The organism is Streptomyces chartreusis, from assembly GCF_008704715.1.
Lineage (GTDB): Bacteria > Actinomycetota > Actinomycetes > Streptomycetales > Streptomycetaceae > Streptomyces > Streptomyces chartreusis.
Window position 1 is genome coordinate 6,386,113 of sequence record NZ_CP023689.1, and the last position, 17,576, is coordinate 6,403,688.

At 72.2% G+C, this 17,576-nt stretch carries 15 protein-coding genes; 4 read left to right on the plus strand and 11 right to left on the minus strand.

Annotated elements, in window-relative coordinates; translation table 11 throughout:
* Positions 1-5 precede the first annotated feature (5 nt).
* Together CP983_RS28125 and CP983_RS28130 are read left to right on the plus strand one after the other, a co-directional pair.
* Entirely contained in the window at positions 6-452 is a 447-nt protein-coding gene (locus CP983_RS28125; RefSeq protein WP_107905454.1) for an acyl-CoA thioesterase, read from the plus strand.
* On the plus strand, positions 449-1,117 hold the full coding sequence (locus CP983_RS28130) for a DUF8185 domain-containing protein (protein WP_125529147.1): 669 nt from the start codon (positions 449-451) through the stop codon (positions 1,115-1,117). Before CP983_RS28125 ends, CP983_RS28130 begins: the two co-directional genes overlap by 4 nt.
* A gap of 45 nt (positions 1,118-1,162) precedes the next feature.
* On the opposite strand, the gene CP983_RS28135 is transcribed toward CP983_RS28130, so the two are convergent.
* Complete coding sequence (locus CP983_RS28135) at positions 1,163-1,576, minus strand: globin (protein ID WP_030959324.1); 414 nt, start codon at positions 1,574-1,576, stop codon at positions 1,163-1,165.
* A 179-nt stretch (positions 1,577-1,755) separates the two neighbouring features.
* Here CP983_RS28135 and CP983_RS28140 point away from each other — a divergent pair, with 179 nt between their 5' ends.
* Complete coding sequence (locus CP983_RS28140) at positions 1,756-2,742, plus strand: methyltransferase domain-containing protein (RefSeq protein WP_107905452.1); 987 nt, start codon at positions 1,756-1,758, stop codon at positions 2,740-2,742.
* Between the two features lie 69 nt (positions 2,743-2,811).
* Here CP983_RS28140 and CP983_RS28145 read toward each other — a convergent pair whose 3' ends face one another.
* From CP983_RS28145 to CP983_RS28160, 4 genes are all read right to left on the minus strand, one after another.
* Positions 2,812-4,308, minus strand: a complete 1,497-nt coding sequence (locus CP983_RS28145) for an FHA domain-containing protein (RefSeq protein WP_150502578.1) — start codon at positions 4,306-4,308, stop codon at positions 2,812-2,814.
* Positions 4,309-4,400: 92 nt separating this feature from the next.
* Positions 4,401-5,747, minus strand: coding sequence for a vWA domain-containing protein (locus CP983_RS28150; RefSeq protein ID WP_150502580.1), 1,347 nt, complete (start codon positions 5,745-5,747; stop codon positions 4,401-4,403).
* Between the two features lie 97 nt (positions 5,748-5,844).
* Positions 5,845-7,323, minus strand: a complete 1,479-nt coding sequence (locus tag CP983_RS28155) for a PP2C family protein-serine/threonine phosphatase (RefSeq protein WP_150502582.1) — start codon at positions 7,321-7,323, stop codon at positions 5,845-5,847.
* A gap of 3 nt (positions 7,324-7,326) precedes the next feature.
* Positions 7,327-9,543: a serine/threonine-protein kinase gene (locus tag CP983_RS28160; RefSeq protein ID WP_425282256.1), complete on the minus strand. Its 2,217-nt coding sequence runs from the start codon at positions 9,541-9,543 to the stop codon at positions 7,327-7,329.
* Here CP983_RS28160 and CP983_RS45250 point away from each other — a divergent pair.
* Positions 9,515-9,823 (plus strand): hypothetical protein, encoded by a 309-nt coding sequence (locus tag CP983_RS45250; protein WP_425282257.1) that lies wholly within the window; start codon positions 9,515-9,517, stop codon positions 9,821-9,823. The genes CP983_RS28160 and CP983_RS45250 overlap by 29 nt on opposite strands.
* 39 nt (positions 9,824-9,862) lie before the next feature.
* On the opposite strand, the gene CP983_RS28165 is transcribed toward CP983_RS45250, so the two are convergent.
* The 6 genes from CP983_RS28165 to CP983_RS28190 form a co-directional block, all read right to left on the minus strand.
* The gene (locus CP983_RS28165) at positions 9,863-11,188 is read right to left on the minus strand and encodes a hypothetical protein (RefSeq protein WP_150502586.1); all 1,326 of its coding nucleotides are present in this window, start codon (positions 11,186-11,188) and stop codon (positions 9,863-9,865) included.
* A gap of 54 nt (positions 11,189-11,242) precedes the next feature.
* Positions 11,243-12,334, minus strand: a complete 1,092-nt coding sequence (locus CP983_RS28170; protein WP_150502588.1) for a glutamate ABC transporter substrate-binding protein — start codon at positions 12,332-12,334, stop codon at positions 11,243-11,245.
* Between the two features lie 14 nt (positions 12,335-12,348).
* Positions 12,349-13,824, minus strand: coding sequence for a hypothetical protein (locus CP983_RS28175; protein WP_373309817.1), 1,476 nt, complete (start codon positions 13,822-13,824; stop codon positions 12,349-12,351).
* Between the two features lie 542 nt (positions 13,825-14,366).
* Positions 14,367-15,338 (minus strand): N-acetylglucosamine kinase, encoded by a 972-nt coding sequence (locus CP983_RS28180; protein ID WP_150502592.1) that lies wholly within the window; start codon positions 15,336-15,338, stop codon positions 14,367-14,369.
* The gene (locus tag CP983_RS28185; RefSeq protein ID WP_107905444.1) at positions 15,329-16,594 is read right to left on the minus strand and encodes a 6-phospho-beta-glucosidase; all 1,266 of its coding nucleotides are present in this window, start codon (positions 16,592-16,594) and stop codon (positions 15,329-15,331) included. The genes CP983_RS28180 and CP983_RS28185 overlap by 10 nt, the downstream gene beginning before the upstream one ends.
* Before the next feature lie 90 nt (positions 16,595-16,684).
* A complete protein-coding gene (locus tag CP983_RS28190) occupies positions 16,685-17,575 on the minus strand; it encodes a carbohydrate ABC transporter permease (protein ID WP_150502593.1) in 891 nt (296 codons plus the stop codon).
* Position 17,576: the final 1 nt, after the last annotated feature.

A 17,576-nucleotide genomic window follows, 5' to 3' on the forward strand; every position in this document is an offset into this window, starting at 1 on the left:
CGATCTTGCGCCACATCTACCGCTGCCCGCTGCGCTGGGCGGACATGGACGCGTACGGCCACGTCAACAACGTGGTCTTCCTCCGCTACCTGGAGGAAGCCCGTATCGACTTCCTGTTCCGTCCCGAGAAGGACTTCAAGCAGGGGTCCGTGGTGGCGCGCCACGAGATCGACTACAAGCGGCAGCTCGTCCACCGGCACCACCCGGTGGCCATCGAGCTGTGGATCAGTGAGATCAGGGCCGCGTCCTTCACCATCATGTACGAGGTGAAGGACGACGACCTGGTCTACGTCCGGGCCTCGACGGTGGTCGTGCCGTTCGACTTCCAGGCGGAGCGGCCGCGCCGGATCACCGCGGAGGAGAAGGAGTTCCTCCGCGAGTACATGGACGACGAGCCCGGCAAGGCCGGCAAAGCCGGCGGGACCGAAGAGGAGGAGGCCGTCGCCGCATGACGGTGCTCCACCTCGCCGACGAGGGGGAGGCGGCGGATCTCGCGGCCTTCCTCTCCCGGCTGCTCCACTACGACCGCGGCGCCGCCGTCCGTCTCCAGGCGGCCGGCACCGCGCTCGCCGTCTTCGGCCGCCCGCCTTCCTTCGAGGTGCTGGCGATCCGCGCCGTACGCCTGGCGAAGCCGTACGAGAACGGACTCGACGTCACGCTGGACGTGACCGTCTCCGCGGGTGAACTCCTGGAGTCCGTCGACGAGTCGGCGGCCACCGCAGTCGTACCGGACGCCGTGACCGGGCCGCCGTGGGCCGGGGTGCTCCCGCCGCGCGGCGGATGGCGGCCGGTGCCGGGGCTGCCCGCGCCCGACGCCCTGCGGGCGATGATCGGCTCGGGTGTCGCGGAGTTCCGCTCACGCACACAGGAGTTGGCCCAGGAGCGGCGTACCCGCGCCGAACTCGACCGGATCGGGCGGGAGATCTGGTCCCGGACCGTCGGGGACACCCGTCTTCCGGTGCGGGCCGTGCACGCGGCCCAGTCGCTGGGATTCCTGCGCGCCACCGGGGAGCCGGCGCTGCTCTCGTCCGGCGCGTGGCTACGGCTGCGCACGCCGTACGGGTCGATCGCCGTACGGCGTGCGGGACTCGGCGCGCTCGACGTCAGCGTCCGCTGACACTCATGATCACTTACTGTTTGGTGACAGTGAGTCGCGGCAGGGTCAGCCCGCCGTGTTCACCATGGACGCCGCCGCGTACGTCAGGTAGTTCCACAGCGTCCGCTCGTGCTCCTCGGAGAGGCCGAGCTCGTCGACGGCGACCCGCATGTGCTTCAGCCAGGCGTCGTGCGCCGCACGGTCGACGGTGAAGGGGGCGTGGCGCATCCGCAGACGGGGGTGGCCGCGGTTCTCGCTGTACGTCGTCGGGCCGCCCCAGTACTGGATGAGGAAGAAGGTCAGGCGCTCCTCGGCCGGACCCAGGTCCTCCTCGGGGTACATGGGCCGCAGCAGCGGGTCCTCGGCCACACCCTCGTAGAAGCGGTGGACGAGGCGGCGGAAGGTCTCCTCCCCGCCGACCTGCTCGTAGAAGGTCTGCTCCTGAAGCGTGCCGCGCCGAATCTCTTTCACGTCGTCCATGGTCTCAGACGCGGCGACCGAGGACTCAAGGCTTAGGACCAGCCGACCGGGAAGCACCGGTCGTAACTGCTCGTGACTGCTCGTGACTGCCCCCGGCCGCCGCACCCGGCCGAATGGCTCGTTCCGGATCGTCCGGTCAGGCGCTCGCCCCGCACCGTCTCCCGCAGGACAGTGGACGTATGAGCGCGCACGCTCTCGACAGGGACCTGGAGGACCTCGCCACCTCGGCGAGGGCCGCACTGGTGCGTGAGATCGACGCGAGCGGGGCGTGGGCCGGCGACCCCGGGTGGCGGGAGGTCTTCGGCGCCGTGCCACGGCATCTGTTCGTGCCGTACTACTACGTCGGCGTCGCCGGCGGCTACGAGCGGCGCTGGGGCCAGAGCCCCGATCCCGCCGCCCGCGAGCGCTGGGTGCGCGGTGCCTACGCCGACACCCCGCTGGCCACCAGACTGCGCGACGGCGAGCTGCTCTCCTCCAGCAGCCAGCCGTCCCTGATGGCGATGATGCTGGTCGCGCTTCAGGTGGCGGACGGCCACCGGGTCCTGGAGATCGGCGCGGGCACCGGCTACAACGCCGCCCTGCTCGCCCGGCGGCTCGGCGACGACGACCTCGTCACCACCGTCGACCTGGAACCGGAGATCACCGAGTCGGCGCGAGGGCATCTGGCCGCCGCCGGGTACCGCCCCGCCGTCGTCACCGGCGACGGCGCCCGCGGCGTCCCGGCGCGCGCCCCCTACGACCGCATCGTCGCGACCTGCACCCTGCCGTCGATCCCGCGCGCCTGGCTCGCCCAGTGCCGCCCCGACGCCCGGATCCTGACCCCGCTCGCCACCGGCCTGGTCACCCTCGCCGTCCAGGACGCCGAGCACGCCGAGGGACGCTTTCTGCACACCCCCGCCTACTTCGTGCCACTGCGCGGCGGCAGCCGGAGCGAACCCGAGCTCCCGCCGGTGGCGGGGCTGCCGCGCCGGGCCAGGGAGCACGAACTGTTCCGCTTCCTGCTCACCCTCACCCGCGGCAGCCTCGACCCGCAGGAGGCGTACACGCTGTGGGAGCACGAGGGACAGCCCCAGCGGGAGCGGTACGGCATCACCGTGCGCGGCGAACACGAGTGGGCGTGGCTGGACGACCCCGAGGGTCCCTACGCCTGGCCCCTGCCCGGCTGAGACGCCGGAAGGGGCCGGCCGTACGGGCTTTCACCGCCGTACGGCCGACCCCTCCCGGGTGCCGACCAGCTAGCCGCGCCGGATCGTGATCGTCGTCCAGGCGCCCACGTGCACCCGGTCGCCGTCCTGGAGCGGTACCGGTACGAAGGGCTGGATGGGCTCCTCGGAGCCGTTCACCGTCGTGCCGTTCGTCGAGTTCTGGTCGACGACCGCCCAGGTGCCGTCCGGCTGCTGGACCAGGACGGCGTGCTGGTGCGAGACGCCCGGGTCCTCCGGCGGCACCGACAGGTCGATGTCGGGGGTGTCGCCGGTGGAGTGGCGGCGGCGGCCGATGGTGACCTGGTTGCCGGTGAGCGTGCGCTGCTGCTCGGGCGAGTACGCGGGCAGGTTCAGACCGGCGGCCTCGGGGCCGGAACGGTGCATCATCGCCATGAAGTACTCACGGTCCGGACCGATGGTCGCCAGCCAGGTCGCCGGCTGCTGCTGGTAGCCGGGCCCGGGCGGCGGGGCCTGGTTCGCGCCGGGCTGCGGATAGCCGTAGCCGCCCTGCGGGGGAGCGCCGGGGGCACCCGGGCCGCCGGGGCCGGACGACGGCGGGGAGATCACCCAGTCGTCGTCACCGCCGCCGAAGGACGGGCCGCCCTGCGGCGGACGGTTCGGGTCCTGCCCGAAGCCGGGCGGGGCCTGCGGCGCGGAGGGGCCGGGGCCGGCCGGCTGGAACGCCTGCGGAGCGCCACCGGGGCCACCGTGGCCGGGCGGGGGCGGAGGCGGGCCCTGCCGTGAGGGGTCGCCGCCGAAGGCGGAGGGCGCGTTCATGCCGTGGCCGCCGGGACCACCCGGTGCGCCGTGGCCGCCGGGGCCTGGGCCGCCCGGAGCTCCGGGACCGCCAGGGCCCTGACCGGGGAAACCGGGGCCACCCGGTGCGCCGGGGTTGGTGGCGCCAGGACCGCCGGGGGCACCGGGGCCGGGGCCGAAGCCGCCGGGACCACCCGGACCACCGTGACCGCCGGGACCCTGACCCGGGCCGCCGGGGCCACCCTGAGCGTGCGGGTCCGCGCCGAACGGCGGGATCGGTTCCGCCGGCCGGTTCACCTGCGACGGGCGCGAGCCCTGGTACTCGTACGAGTCACCGCCGCCGAACGACGGCGGGGGACCCGACTGCTGCTGGAAGTGGGACGGCAGGCCGGGGCCGCCGGGCGCCGGCGGGCGCGGGGCCGCGGGCGTGTACGACGTCGCCGTGTTGGTCAGGAAGTTCCACCGGCACTCCTCGCAGAACGGCGCACCGCCCTCACGGGGCGTACGGCACTGCGGGCAGAGCTCCGGCTCCCGGGCACCGGGCATGGGCGGCGGGCCGCCCTGCTGACCCATGTTCGGGCCACCGGACGGACCACCGGGTCCAGGGACGCCGGGGCCGGGACCGGGGCCGCCGGGAGGCGGGAAGCCGTAGCCGCCGCCGGGCGGGGGCGGGGGAGGAGGGGGCGGAGGTACGGCACCGGCCATGCGGTGACCGCAGACCTCGCACCAGTCGTCGGAACCCGACTGGTGTCCGTTCGGGCAGGTCGGCATGTCGGCGCTTCCCCCTCTCTTTTCCGGTCGCTCTCGACCGGATTTCTCCAACCCCGAGGGGTCAGGCTCGATCTTTTCCGGGTCCTGCTAGGTCACTTCTTTACACGAACAGTCTTTGTGGACCGTGTCTCGAGAGTCATCTCGTCGGCCTCCGCGACCTTCGCCTTCAGTCGCACAGTACCCGCCGCGGCGTCGACAACGTCCACCACCTTCGCAAGGAGTTTCGCCGTATCCGCATTTCCGGAGGCGCTGGCGAGCTGAACGGCGCGGCCCAGTTTGGCCGTTGCTCCATCCATATCGCCCGCTTTGCGAAGATCGAGCCCTTGTTGAATGGCTTGTGCCAGTTCTGCCTGGCCGGTGTAGTGGGCGACCTGAGGGTTGATCGACGTCGAGGCGACCATGTCGTCGGTCCACACGGCTCGTACCAGCCCCTGCGCGCCCAAGTTGTGCGCGCTCCCATCGGGTTGCGGGACGACGAGGGAGACCCGGGCGGCGAGCATCTCCTGGCCGAGGCCCGCGGCCGGGACCTCGACACAGACGTGGTAGTCACGGGACTCGTCGCCCCAGGAACCCGTGGGGTAGTCCCCGGCGCGCGGACCGGCCTCGGTGCGGCGGTCGGTCAAGTCCTCGACGGTGGGTGCGACCTGCTTGACGAACTTGATGGTCGTGCCGACCGGCGTCCACACCCGCAGGGCGACGTCCGCGACCTCCTTGCCCATCGCCGTCTCCATCATCTGTGTGAAGTCGGCGGCGAGGCCGGCCGGATCGGCGACGATGTCGGCGCTGCCGAGCAGCGCCGAGGCGATGCCTGTGACTTCTTTCACTTCCCAGTCCGTACCCACGCCGCGGGCGTCGCATGTGAAACGTCCGGCGCAGGAGTCGAGCGCCGCTTTGAGGTCCTCCGGCGACTCGTGTTCGTTGCGGCCGTCGGTGAGCAGGATGCCGTGCCGGATGGCGACGTCTTCCGAGGACAGCAGCCGGTCGGCGAGCCGCAGCCAGGTGCCGATCGCGGTGCCGCCGCCCGCGCTGAGCCGGCGCAGCGCCTGCTTGGCCTGGTCGCGGGTGGTGGCGTCGGCCACGGCGAGACGTCCGCCGCCCGGATACACCTCCTTGGCCACGTGCGTGCCGCCGATCACGGCGAAGTGCACGCCGTCGCGCAGGGTGTCGATCGCGGCGGCCGTGGCGTCGCGGGCGTTGCGCATCTTGGTCGGCGGGTAGTCCATCGAGCCCGAGCAGTCCACCATGATCGCCACGGCCGCGGACGGGCCCTGCCCCGGAGCGTAGAGGTGGGGCGCGGCGACCGCGCTGCCGATCGTGCCGCCGCCGGTCGCGGTCACCGTGACGATCGCGCTGACGTCCCGGCCGCCCTCCGGCAGGTACTCGTTCTGGTACACGTCCACCGAGAACTGCGGCACGTTTGATTTCGAGAAATTGGCCATACCTTCTCAAATCCCCCTAAAAAACCCCGTGATGGGGCCCTGGCTGTCGACGGACCGGTCCCCTCCGGTCCGATGAGGCCGTCCCCGCAGCAGGGCCTCAGGCCGATCCTGCCCCCATCGGGGGTGCCGGGAACGGCAGGACGGCCACTGTTACGTTGTCGTGGCCCCCACCGTCGAGCGCGTGACCGACGAGCACCTGGGCGCTGTGCAGGGGGCGCGCGGCGGCGTCGAGGGGTACGACGTCGGCCATGTCCTCGGCCGCCTCCGCGTAGTTCCATAGACCGTCCGTGCACACCACCACCACGCCCGGCCGGTCCGGCTTGAAGGAAGCGGTGTGCGGCTCCAGTTCGTAGGCGTCCGCGCCGAGCCAGCCGGTGATCGCGTGGGCGCGCTCGTCGGCGTACGCCTCGGCCTCGTTCATCAGGCCCGCGGCGACCATCTGTGCCGCCCAGGAGTCGTCCTCGGTGAGGCGGGCCGGGGGAGTGCTGCGGTCCACCGGGACCCAGTAGGCGCGGCTGTCGCCGACCCAGCCGACGATCAGCAGCTCCGGCGTGACCACCGAGCCGACGAACGTGCAGGCGGGCGCGTTCTGGTGGGGGGCCTGCTCGCGGGCCGTGGCGGGCTCGGCGGCCAGGGCGTTGACCGCGTTCGAGGCGGCGACGATCGCGTCGTGCATGGCCTGCTGCGGGTGGGTGCCGCGCGGCAGGGCGCCCAGCAGCGACTCGCTCGCGGCCCGGGACGCGGCCATCGAGGCGTCGTCCGGGCGGGTCGCCGAGGACACACCGTCGCAGACGATCGCCACGACCGCGGGCCGGCCGTCGGGCAGCGCGGTGCAGCAGACGGCGAACGCGTCCTCGTTGCGGTGGTGGCGCAGACCCCGGTCGCTGACGGCGGCCACGGGGCCCGCGTCCTGCTCCATGTGGTCGCGCTCGCGCGGTTGCGCGTGCCCGCAGTTCTCGCAGTAGCCGTCGTGGTCGACACGGCCGGCACGGCACGCCACGCACACCTTGGTGCCCTCCGGCGGGGTCGGCAGGTCGGCCGCGATCCGCGGGTCGGGCGCCTGCAAGGGGTAGTCGTCGGGCTCCGGCGGCCGGTCGAACCGCACGCCGGACGCCGGGGACACGGGAGAGCCGGTCGGGGCGGGAACGGCGGCCGGAGGCGGCAGCGGGCCTGCCGGTCCGGCCGGGCCGCCGGGGGCCGGGATGCCGGGGTGTCCCTGCGGTGCCTCGGGAGCGCCCGCCAGCGGCGGCGGAGGTCCGGGCGGCGGCGGTGCCTGCGGGGGCGGGGGAGTGCCCGGGGGCAGCGCGGCGCCGCCGGGGTCCGTGCCGGTCGGGTCCGGCAGATGCGCGGGCGCCGGGACGGCGGGGCCTTCCGGCGCGGGGGCCGCGGGCCAGTCCGCGCCGGGCGCACCCGGGGCGGGGGGCGGCGCCGAGCCGTTCAGGGCGATGGTGGGGTGGTCGTCCGGCCGTACGGGCACGGCGGACAGGTCGTATCCACACGCACCGCAGAAACGGTCACCCGACTCGAGCGGCCATTCGCAGCTCGGGCAGGCGGACAACTGGGGCATCTGCGACATCAACTACACCCACGTCCGGGGGCGGTAACGGTTGGCACGTTCCACCAGGTCGATCCTCTCCTCGCCGCCCCGTGCGAGACGGGCCAGCATGCGGTACGAACGCTCCAGACCGAAACGCAGTCCCCGCTCGTCCAGGCCGCTGCCGAGCAGCGTCCGTCCTCCGGCGGCGCCAGGGGCGGAACCCTGGCCCCCGGAGAGTATCCAGTCCAGCGCGCAGCCGAGGACTTCCGTCGACAACTGCTCCCGGCGCGCCGGGTCCAGGCCGTACGCGTCGAGCGCCTCGACCTGCCCCGCGGCGGCGGTCAGGTCGTCCAGGAACGGTACGTCGGAGGCGACCGCCGTGCGTTGACGCAGCCGGGCGCGGACGGCCGCCACGCGTGCGGCCGTGTAGTGGATGGAGCTCTCCGGCACCGACTCCAGGGTCGCCACGGCGCTGCGGCGGTCGCCGGTCGCCAGCTGGACGCGCGCGAGACCGAAGGCGGCGCTGACATAGCTGGGGTCGGTGGACCACACCAGGCGGTAGTACTCGGCGGCGTTGTCGAGCTGGCCCAGCACTTCGGCACAGAGGCCGAGGGCCAGCTTCGGGGCGGGCTCGCCGGGGAAGGCGTCGTAGATCGCGTCGAAGGCGAGCGCGGCGCCCTCGTGGTCGCCGGTGACGAGCGCCGCCACCCCGCGGTACCAGACCACCCGCCAGTCGTCGGGCCGTTCGTCCTCCAGCTTCAGCAGCGTCTCGTGCGCGGTACTCGTGTCGCCGTTCTCCAGCCATGCCCGGACCTGCCGCAGCCGGGTCTCGGTCGACGGCGCGGGGGCGGCGGCGAGGGCGCCCAGCAGCTCGGCCGCCGCGGTCGTCATCAGACCCGCGAGGAAACCGGCGTTGGGGTCGGACGGGTCGACCCGCGGGACCGGCAGGGCGAGCGCCCCTACGGAGGCGCTGACGGGCTTGACGATGCCGGGGGCGCCCTGGGCCGCGGCACCGCCCGGCACTCCGTTGCCCGCCGTGAGCTGCTTCGCGGCGGGCGCCACGCGTGCCCCCAGCCGTGAGACCTCGCCGTCCAGCTTCGGGAACAACTCCGTGTCCGTCACCCGCACTTCGGGACCGAACAGCGTCGAAAGCGACGGCCGCGCGCGTCCCGTCTGCAACGACACGACCTCGCGCAGCACGCCCGTCAGCTGCTCCGTCATCTCCTGCGCGGAGGCGAAGCGGCGGGCCGGGTCGGGGTCGGTGGCACGGACCAGGAGGCGGTAGAAGGACTCGTACTGGCGGAAGACCTCGATGTGGTCGGGGTCGGGCAGCGAGTCGACATAGACGTTCGTGTAGCCCTGGAAGTCGAAGGACAGCACGGCCAGGGTGCGCGCGACCGTGTACAGGTCGGAGGCGACCGACGGGCCGACGTCCGCGACTTCGGGCGCCTGGTAGCCCACCGTGCCGTAGATGGCCGACTCGTCGTCGTCCATCCTGCGCACCGCGCCCATGTCGATCAGCTTGAGCTGATCCTCGGTCTGGATGGCGTTGTCGACCTTGAAGTCGCAGTACAGCAGGTTGCGGTTGTGCAGGTGGCCGAGCGCCTCCAGGGCCTCGATGCCGTACGCGCACGCCTGCTCGACGGGCAGCGGATCGCGCCGACCCGTCTCCGTGCGGCGGGCGTTCGCGATCTCCTTCAGGGACTTGCCGCCGACGTACTCCATGACGATGTAGCCGTCGAGGGAGCCGGTGCGCTGGTCGAGGTGCTCGACGAAGTTGTAGATCCGCACGATGTTGGCGTGCTCGATCTCCGCGAGGAAGCGCCGTTCGGAGATCGCCGCCGCCATCGCGTCCTGGTCGCCGGTGTCCAGCAGGCCCTTGAGCACCACCCAGCGGTCGGAGACCGCGCGGTCCACGGCGAGATACACCCAGCCGAGGCCGCCGTGCGCCAGGCAGCCCACGACCTCGTACTGGCCGTGCACGATGTCGGCGGACTTCAGCTTCGGGACGAAGGAGTACGGGTGCCCGCACTTCGTGCAGAAGCCCTCGGTGCGGCCCGGCCGCTCACCGCGGGCCCGGCCGACCGGCGCGCCGCAGTCCGAACGCGAGCAGAACCGCTTGCGCTCGGGCACCTCCGGGTTCTCGAGGACCATCGCGCGCGGATCGGGCCGCGGCACGTCCGGGACCTGGACCAGGCCGACGCCGAGCCGGCCGCGCCCGCTGGAGCCGGTGGACGAACCCGAGCTGCGCACCGACACCGACCGGCCCGTGGAACGGCCCGACAGCGAGCGCGACAGCCGTCCCGACACCGAGCGGCGGGACTTCGACGACTGCGACGACGTACGGGAACTCCCGCGGCCGGTGGAGCGGGAGCTGCCGCTGCCCGTCGAGCCGCGTGCTCCCCTGCCGCCGGTCATCCCGGTGGGCGGTGAGCCGACCATGCCGGACGCCGACACGACCGGGGCAAGACCGCAGGTGTCGCAGTACAGCTCGCCGCCGCCCACGTCCTCGTACGTCCCGTCGCAGTCCGGCCGCTGACAGGTGCGCTGTGCCTGACTCACGACTCCCCCCTCACCCTCATGATCCCCCGCGATCCTCGGGCCCGCGCGGCCCCGGCACCCGGCCGCCGCCGAGCAGGTCGGCCGCCGCGTGCTGGTACCGCAGCACCGCCTGCTCGGCGACCCGCAGATCGCAGGGCGCGCTCCACAGCATGCGGCGGGCCGCGTCGTAGCGCTCGATGAGGAACGGGTCCTCCGCGAGGCCGTGCCGGGCGACCTTCGCCTTGTACGCGTCGAGGCGGCCGCGCAGCTCGGCGCGGACCGCCAGGGGCGCGGTGACCGCGGTCAACGACTCGCGGGCGCGCAGCAGTTCGTCCTCCGCCTTCTGCTCCAGGGACTCCAGGAGCGGGGACAGGCGGTGCCACTGGGCCGATCTGCGGTACTCGGCGGCCGTCGCCAGCTGCTCCTGGAGCACGGTCGGCGGGCCGCTGACCACCGGCACCTCTGTGGCGGCGATCTTCGCCAGCACCTCGCCGCGCGCGGTGCGGGCCTCGGCGAGCGTACGGTCCGCGCGCGAGAGCACGTCCCGCAGCTTGACCAGCCGCTGCTCGGCATCCTGACGGACCGTCAGTACCGCGTCGATCTCACGCCGTACGTCCTCCAGCGCGCGTGCCTCGCGGTCGTACACCGTGGTGTCCGGCCTGCCGCCGCCCGGCGCCGAACTGCCCTGCTTCCGGATCCAGTACGCGAGCGGGTCGGACACCACCTGCGCGCGCAGACCGGTCAGCGTGCGCGTGATGCGCTCCAGGTCGTCCCCCGCCGGGTGCTCGCCCGGGCGCACCCCGACGGAGTGGGCGAGCTGGCGGGTGCGCTGGAGCTCCGCGGCGAGTAAATCGATCCGGGCCGGCAGCGCCGACCACACCGCGTCCGCCGCGACCACCATGTCCAGCGAGGTCGCGTACAGCTCGTTCATCCGGTCCACCAGCGTGACCAGCGAGAACTGCTCGCTGAGCCTGCTCGCGGACCCCTGAAGCGTCGGGGCGGCCGCGGTCGCCGTCGCCGAACCCGCGACGGTCACCGACTCGCCCCGCAGCAGCTCCGTCAGCTCCACCAGGTCGTCCCGGCTGGACCAGCGGCGACGGGACCGGATCTCGCGGGCGGAGCGCAACGCGTCGGTGTACGCGTCGAAGTACGCCCACAGCAGCGTGATCGACGCATCCGCGGCCGTCCAGCGTTCCTTGGTGACGCCCGTCAGTTCGGCGCCTTCGAGAAGTCTGCGGCCCGCGTGGTCCTGAAGGGCGAGCAGCGAGGTCTCGATCGCCTCGTGCTCCGCGCCGAGCCGCGCCAGCGCACGGTCCACCTCGTCCCGGTCCATCACCGGCCCGGCGGGGTCCGTGACGCCCATCGATCACCTCTCGCTGCGTTGAGTTCCGTCAGTCGTCCGTCAGTTGACGGCCGGCTACTTGTAGTCGGCCTCGGGAGGGGTCGCCGACGCCGACTTCTTGTCGCCCTGATCCATGGTCGGGTGGAGCCACTTCTCGTACGACGCCTCCCAGCCACCGTCCTTGACGTAGTTCTCCAGGGTGCGGTTGACCTGGCGTACCAGATCGTCGGAGCCCAGTTTCATCGCCACGCCGTAGTACTCGTCCGTGAACAGGCTGCCCTTGAGTTCCACGGTCGGATCCTGTGCCGCCTGACTCGCCGCGAGCGCGCCGTCCGTGACGACCGCGTCGACGTCTCCGAGCTGCAACTTCACCAGGCAGTCGAGCTGGTTGGGGACGGTGGTGCTGATGTCGGTGGAGGCCGGAAGGTCGCCGTTCTTCCTGCCCGCCTCGAGGTTGTCGTACGCGGTGGAGCCCTCCGCCGAGCACACCTTGCGGCCGGCCAGGGTCTTGTCGAACCCGGTGATCGTCGAGGTCTTGGGGGCCAGGACCTGCTGGCCGGTGACGAAGTACGGAGCGGAGAAGGCGACTTGGCCGATGCGGTCGCAGTTGATCGTCATGGTGCGCACCACCATGTCGACCTCGCCCTTCTGGATCGCCTCGATCCGGCGGCTGGTCGGGATGGCCTTGAACTGCACGTCGTCACGGTCACCGAGGATGTCCTCGGCGATCCGGTGGACCAGGTCGATGTCGAACCCCTCCAGCTCGCCGGAGGGGTTGTTCGGGTCGAGGTAGCCCCAGCGGTAGCTGTTGGTGTCGACGCCGACGATCAGACGCCGGTCCTTGCGGTCCTTGATCGCGTCCAGCGTCGTCGTCTCGCCGTTGCCGCCGGACGGCGACAGGGACTGGTCCTCGGGGTTCTCGCACTCCTCGGCCCGCACCTGGCTGCCGTGGGCGAGACCGCGGCCCGCGCCGGAGGCGTCCCCGGGGCCGCTCTCCTGGGACAGCGGCAGCAGCAGCGCGAAGGCCAGCGCCAGGGCGCAGACGACGGCCATCGCGCCCACCCCGCCCCAGCCGCGCACGCCGGCCCGCAGCCTGCGCCATGCGCCGGCCGCGCCCCGGGGGCGGACCGGGGTGCCGCCCTCGTTCGTGGTGCCGCGTGCGTTCATCGTCGTGCCCCCTCTCACCGGTACTCCGACAGCCTGCGGCCGATGCCGAGGACCGCGCCGGCCGCGCCCAGGACCGCGAGGACCGCGGCGCCGGTCGGCAGGCCGGTCAGCGAGTCACGGCCGTCGCCGGCCGCCTGCCTGAACTCGTTCTGCTCGTGGGTGAGCGCCGTCGCCAGGGCCTTGTCGACGTTGTCGAAGCACACGCTCGTGGGCTCCTTCGCGGCGCCGATGACACGGTCGCGGGCGGCCTGGTAGTTGCCCGAGTCGTTGTCGTCGCGGGCCAGGTCGTGGCGGTCCTTCCAGATCTTCATGAAGCCGTTCGCGTCCTGCACGGGCTTCTTGCCCGCCGTGTCGTCGGCGAGGTCCGCGGCCCGGGTGAGCGCCTTGGCGAGGTCGCCGATCTCTTTGTCGTAGCCCCACTCGTACGCGTCGACGACCGTGTCGTCGGCCAGCGTCCTGGTGTCCGCGCCGCGGCGGACGAGAGTGAGGTTCTCGTCGCTGCGGGCGGTGAGGGAGGCGATACGGGCCTCGTGCAGCACGTTCAGGGAGCGCACGCCGTGGTCGTAGGAGTCGTTGAGGCCGGCGCGCGCGACGACCTGTCCCACGGCGAGCCACAGCAGGACGACCGTGGCGGCGGCCGTGGCGGTGACCAGGCCGTGGTTCAGGACCCTGTTGGTGCGCCGGTAGTTGCGGCGCTGGGCCCAGACGAGGGCGGCCAGGACGAGGACGCCGAGGCCGGCGGCCGCCCACGGGAACGACTTCGCGTCCGCGTAGTCGGCGCGCAGGCGTTCGTTCTCCGTCTCGTGGAGCTTCTGGGCCGCCGGGAGCATGCGCTGCTGCATCATCTCGTTCGCGGCGCGCAGGTAGGCGCCGCCGACGGGGTAGCCCTGGCGGTTGTTGGCCCGTGCCGTCTCGACGAGGCCCTTGTACTCCGGGAGGAGTCTGCTGAGTTCGGCGATCGTGTTCGCCGAGGTGGAGCCCGACTCGGAGTTGGCGGCGGCGGTGACGAGTTTGGCGGCGGCCGTGCGGATGTCGCGCTCGTAGCCCTCGCGCATGGCCGGCTTCTCCTGGAGGCCGGCGAGGTAGCCGCTGGCTGCGGCGGTGTTGGCGTCCGCCAGGGAGCGGTAGATGTCTGCCGCGTCGGAGGTGAGGGGCTGGCTGCGGTTGAGGACGTCGTCGGCTGCGGCTGCGCGCTCTGTCATCTGCCAGGCGGCGATGGAGCCGAAGGCGACCACGAGGAGGGCGAGGAAGGCGCCGATGATGCGGAGGCGGCCGGGTTCGGTGGTGGCGGCGGTGCGGAGTTGGTCGAAGCCCTCTGCGAAGGCTGTGCGGCGGGGTTCTGCGGGGGGCGTTGCGGGTGCTGCGGGTGTTGTGGATGTGGGGGTGTGTGAGGTGTTGTCGGGTGACTGTGGGGGGACCGACGGCATGGTGGGTGCGCCCTGTGCCGGGGTGTTTTCCGGTGGGGCGCTGCTGTTCGGCGTCTGTGTCACTGTTGACCTCCCCCGTGGTCATCCGTCGCGGCAAGTATCGCTGCCGGGACTGACATCCGCACCGGCCTTCGCTGGATCTTGATCGGATCGCAGCGTGGGTGCCGCGTCGGCACCTCGACACACGCCCCGCACCACCCCCTGCCCATGAAAACGCCGTGGGAATCTGTTCGGTTCCAGGATCCGGGTTCGGGGGGTGTGCGTCTTTTGCCTGCGGCGGCCCATTGCGCCGGGTGGGGGCTTGCGTAGCGCCTGCGGGTGGGGGTGGGTCGGGGCCGTGCCGGGGGGTGTCCGTCCTCGGTCGGGCGGTTGCCCTCACTTAGAAGGGTGCTCGGCGTGGACGCCCGCCGCTGCGGGCGGACACCCCCCGGCACGGCCCCTTGCCGCCGTACGCGGCTGGGGCTCCGTTTTTAGGGGCGCGGGGAACTGCGCAACGGTTGTGGCGCATACGGTCACGTCTCGCGGCGCAGGCCCACTGCAACCCCCTGCCTTTAGGGGCGCGGGGAACTGCGCGATCAGCCCCCGCGGGGCCGCAGCCGCCGTTGCTACCGTTCGAAGTGGCTGCGTAGGCGGGTGTGGACCTCCGTGGGTGCATCTACGGCGTCCAGGCCCAGCAGGGCCGCTCCCAGTACCGGGCTTGCCGTGACCACGTTCGGGACTGCCTTGGGGGCCCGGGATGCCAGCAAGTCCCGGATGCTGTCGATCAGTTGGGGGTGGCGGGCGGCCAGGACTCCGCCGCCCAGCAGGACCGGGGTCTCCTCCTCCAGCAGGTCCAGGCGGGTCAGGGCGACCGTGGCCATCGCGACCACCTCGTCGGCCAGGCGGTCGATCACGGAGCGGGCGATCGGGTCGCCGGATGCCGCTGTCGCGAAGAGGACCGGGGTCAGCTCGTGGCGGCGGATGTCCTCGATGCGTTCCAGGTGCAGGGACTCGATCAGGGCGTACATGGTGGGCAGGCCGAAGTGGGAGGGGAGGGTGTGCGCCAGATCCGTGGGGGCGCCTCGGCCGTCCTCCGCCCTGGCCGCGTGCCACATGGCCTCCTCCGCCAGGCCCCAGCCGCCGCCCCAGTCACCGGAGATACGGCCCAGTGCGGGGAAGCGGGCCGTGCGGCCGTCGGGGCGCATGCCCACGCAGTTGATGCCGGCGCCGCACACGACGGCCACGCCGCGGGGTTCGGTCACCCCGGCGCGGAGGATCGCGAAGGTGTCGTTGCGGACCTCGACCGTCGAGCTCCACGCGCGTGCGTGCAGCGCGGCCGCCAGGGTCTCCTCCTCCACTGGGAAGTCGGCGTTCGCCAGGCAGGCCGAGACGTGGTCGACAGCGGTCACGCCCGCGGCGGCGAATGCCTCGTCCACCGCCTCGGCGAGCGTGTCCATCGCCTGCTCCACGCCCACGGCCGGTGGCCGGAAGCCGCCCGAGCGGGCGGTGGCGAGGACGCTTCCGTCGGCCGCCACCACCGCCACGTCGGTCTTGCTGTTGCCCGCGTCGACGGCGAGGACACGTGCGGTCATGCCCACGCGAGATGCTCCCGGTTGTGTGCGATGAGTTCGTCGGTGAGTCGTTCCGCGTACTCGTACTGGCCGATGAGGGGGTGCGACAGCAGCGCCTTGAAGACGCGGGTGCGGCCGCCGTGCAGGGCCGCGTCGAGGGCCAGGTCCTCGTACGCCGTCACCTGGGCCATCAGACCCGCGTACAGGGGGTCGATGTGGGAGACGGGGAGCGGGGTCGCGCCCTGCCTGCCGACCGCCGCCTGCACCTCGATCACCGCGTCGTCGGGGAGGAAGGGCAGCGTCCCGTTGTTGTGGGCGTTCACCACCTGGTACGGGCTGCCCGCACCGTTCAGCAGCGCAGCGGCCAGGTCGACCGCCGCCTCGGAGTAGTACGCCCCGCCCCGCTTGGCGAGCAGCTCCGGCTTCTCGTCGAGGGCCGGGTCGGCGTACAGAGCCAGCAACTTTCTTTCCATTTCGGCCACTTCGGCGGCACGGGACGGTTTGGTGCGCAGCTCGCGGACCACCTCGTCGTGCGCGTAGTAGTAACGCAGGTAGTAGGAGGGGACGACGCCCAGGCGGTCCAGTACGGCTCGGGGGAGGCGCAGGTCCGCGGCGATCGCCTCGGTGTGGTCGGTGAGCAGCTTCGGCAGGACGTTCTCGCCCTCGGGGCCGCCCAGCCGTACCCCGGTCTCCCAGGTGAGGTGGTTGAGGCCCACGTGGTCGAGGTGGACGTCGGAGGCGGACACGCCCAGCATCGCCGCGAACTTGCGCTGGAAGCCGATCGCCACGTTGCACAGGCCGACCGCCTTGTGGCCCTCCTGGAGCAGGGCCCGGGTCACGATGCCGACCGGGTTGGTGAAGTCGATGATCCAGGCGGTGGGGTTGGCGCGGCGGACGCGCTCCGCGATGTCGAGGACGATCGGGACCGTGCGCAGGGCCTTCGCCAGGCCGCCGGCTCCGGTTGTCTCCTGGCCCACGCAGCCGCATTCCAGGGGCCAGGTCTCGTCCTGCTCGCGGGCCGCCTGGCCGCCCACGCGGAGCTGGAGGAGGACCGCGTCGGCGCCGTCCACCGCCTTGTCCAGGTCCGTGGTGGTGGTGATCGTGCCGTTGTGGGCCTGGCGGGTGAAGATGCGGCGGGCCAGGCCGCCGACCAGTTCCAGGCGGTCCTGCGCCGGGTCCATCAGGACCAGTTCCTCTATGGGGAGGGTGTCCCGGAGGCGGGCGAAGCCGTCGATGAGTTCGGGGGTGTAGGTCGAACCTCCGCCGACCACGGTGAGTTTCACTGCGAGATGCCTCGATTCCCGGTGCGGGTTACGGTGATCATCGGCCGGGGGGCCGGGGGTTGTCCCCCGGGGAGACGCTGCATGCGTGCATCAACCCTTTACTCCGGTGAGCGTGACGCCCTCTACGAACGCCTTCTGGGCGAAGAAGAACACGAGGATCACGGGGGCCATGACCAGCACGGTCGCGGCCATGGTCAGGTTCCAGTCGGTGTGGTGGGCGCCCTTGAACGACTCCAGGCCGTAGGAGAGCGTCCAGGCGCCGGGGTTCTCGGAGGCGTAGATCTGGGGCCCGAAGTAGTCGTTCCACGCGTAGAAGAACTGGAAGAGGGCCACCGCGGCTATGCCCGGCTTCGCCATGGGGAGGACCACCCGAAGGAGCGTGCGCAGTTCGCCGCAGCCGTCCACCTTCGCCGCGTCCAGGTACTCGTTCGGGATCGTCATCAGGAACTGGCGCAGCAGGAAGATCGAGAACGCGTCCCCGAACGCCATCGGGATGATCAGGGGCCACAGGGTTCCCGAGAGGTCCAGCTGCTTCGCCCAGAACAGGTACATCGGGATGATGACCACCTGGGGCGGCAGCATCATCATCGAGATGACCAGCATGAGGGCTGTGTTGCGGCCTCGGAAGCGGAACTTGGCGAGCGCGTAGGCCACGGGGATCGAGGAGACCACGGTGAGGACCGTGCCGAGGCCCGCGTAGATCAGAGTGTTCTTCCACCAGGTCAGGAAGCCGGGGGTGTCGAAGACCTTGGTGTAGTTGCCCCATTCCCAGGTGTCCGGGACCAGGTCGCGGGTGAGTGCCTGCTGGTCGCTCATCAGCGAGGTCAGGACGACGAAGACGAAGGGCAGGGTGAAGAACAGCGCCGCCGCGACGCCGAGGGAATGGACCGCTATCCACTCCAGGAGTGCCTTGCGGCGGGCCGTGCGCTCGGCGACGGACGGGGGGTCCAGCCGCACCGGCTTGTCCAGCACTTGGGTCATG

Bases quoted from the DNA above. Each gene is read 5' to 3' on its own strand.
- CP983_RS28130 (WP_125529147.1), top strand. From the start codon at position 449: ATGACGGTGCTCCACCTCGCCGACGAGGGGGAGGCGGCGGATCTCGCG.
- CP983_RS28135 (WP_030959324.1), bottom strand. From the start codon at position 1,576: ATGGACGACGTGAAAGAGATTCGGCGCGGCACGCTTCAGGAGCAGACC.
- CP983_RS28140 (WP_107905452.1), top strand. From the start codon at position 1,756: ATGAGCGCGCACGCTCTCGACAGGGACCTGGAGGACCTCGCCACCTCG.
- CP983_RS28145 (WP_150502578.1), bottom strand. From the start codon at position 4,308: ATGCCGACCTGCCCGAACGGACACCAGTCGGGTTCCGACGACTGGTGC.
- CP983_RS28150 (WP_150502580.1), bottom strand. From the start codon at position 5,747: ATGGCCAATTTCTCGAAATCAAACGTGCCGCAGTTCTCGGTGGACGTG.
- CP983_RS28155 (WP_150502582.1), bottom strand. From the start codon at position 7,323: ATGTCGCAGATGCCCCAGTTGTCCGCCTGCCCGAGCTGCGAATGGCCG.
- CP983_RS28165 (WP_150502586.1), bottom strand. From the start codon at position 11,188: ATGGGCGTCACGGACCCCGCCGGGCCGGTGATGGACCGGGACGAGGTG.
- CP983_RS28170 (WP_150502588.1), bottom strand. From the start codon at position 12,334: ATGAACGCACGCGGCACCACGAACGAGGGCGGCACCCCGGTCCGCCCC.
- CP983_RS28190 (WP_150502593.1), bottom strand. From the start codon at position 17,575: ATGACCCAAGTGCTGGACAAGCCGGTGCGGCTGGACCCCCCGTCCGTC.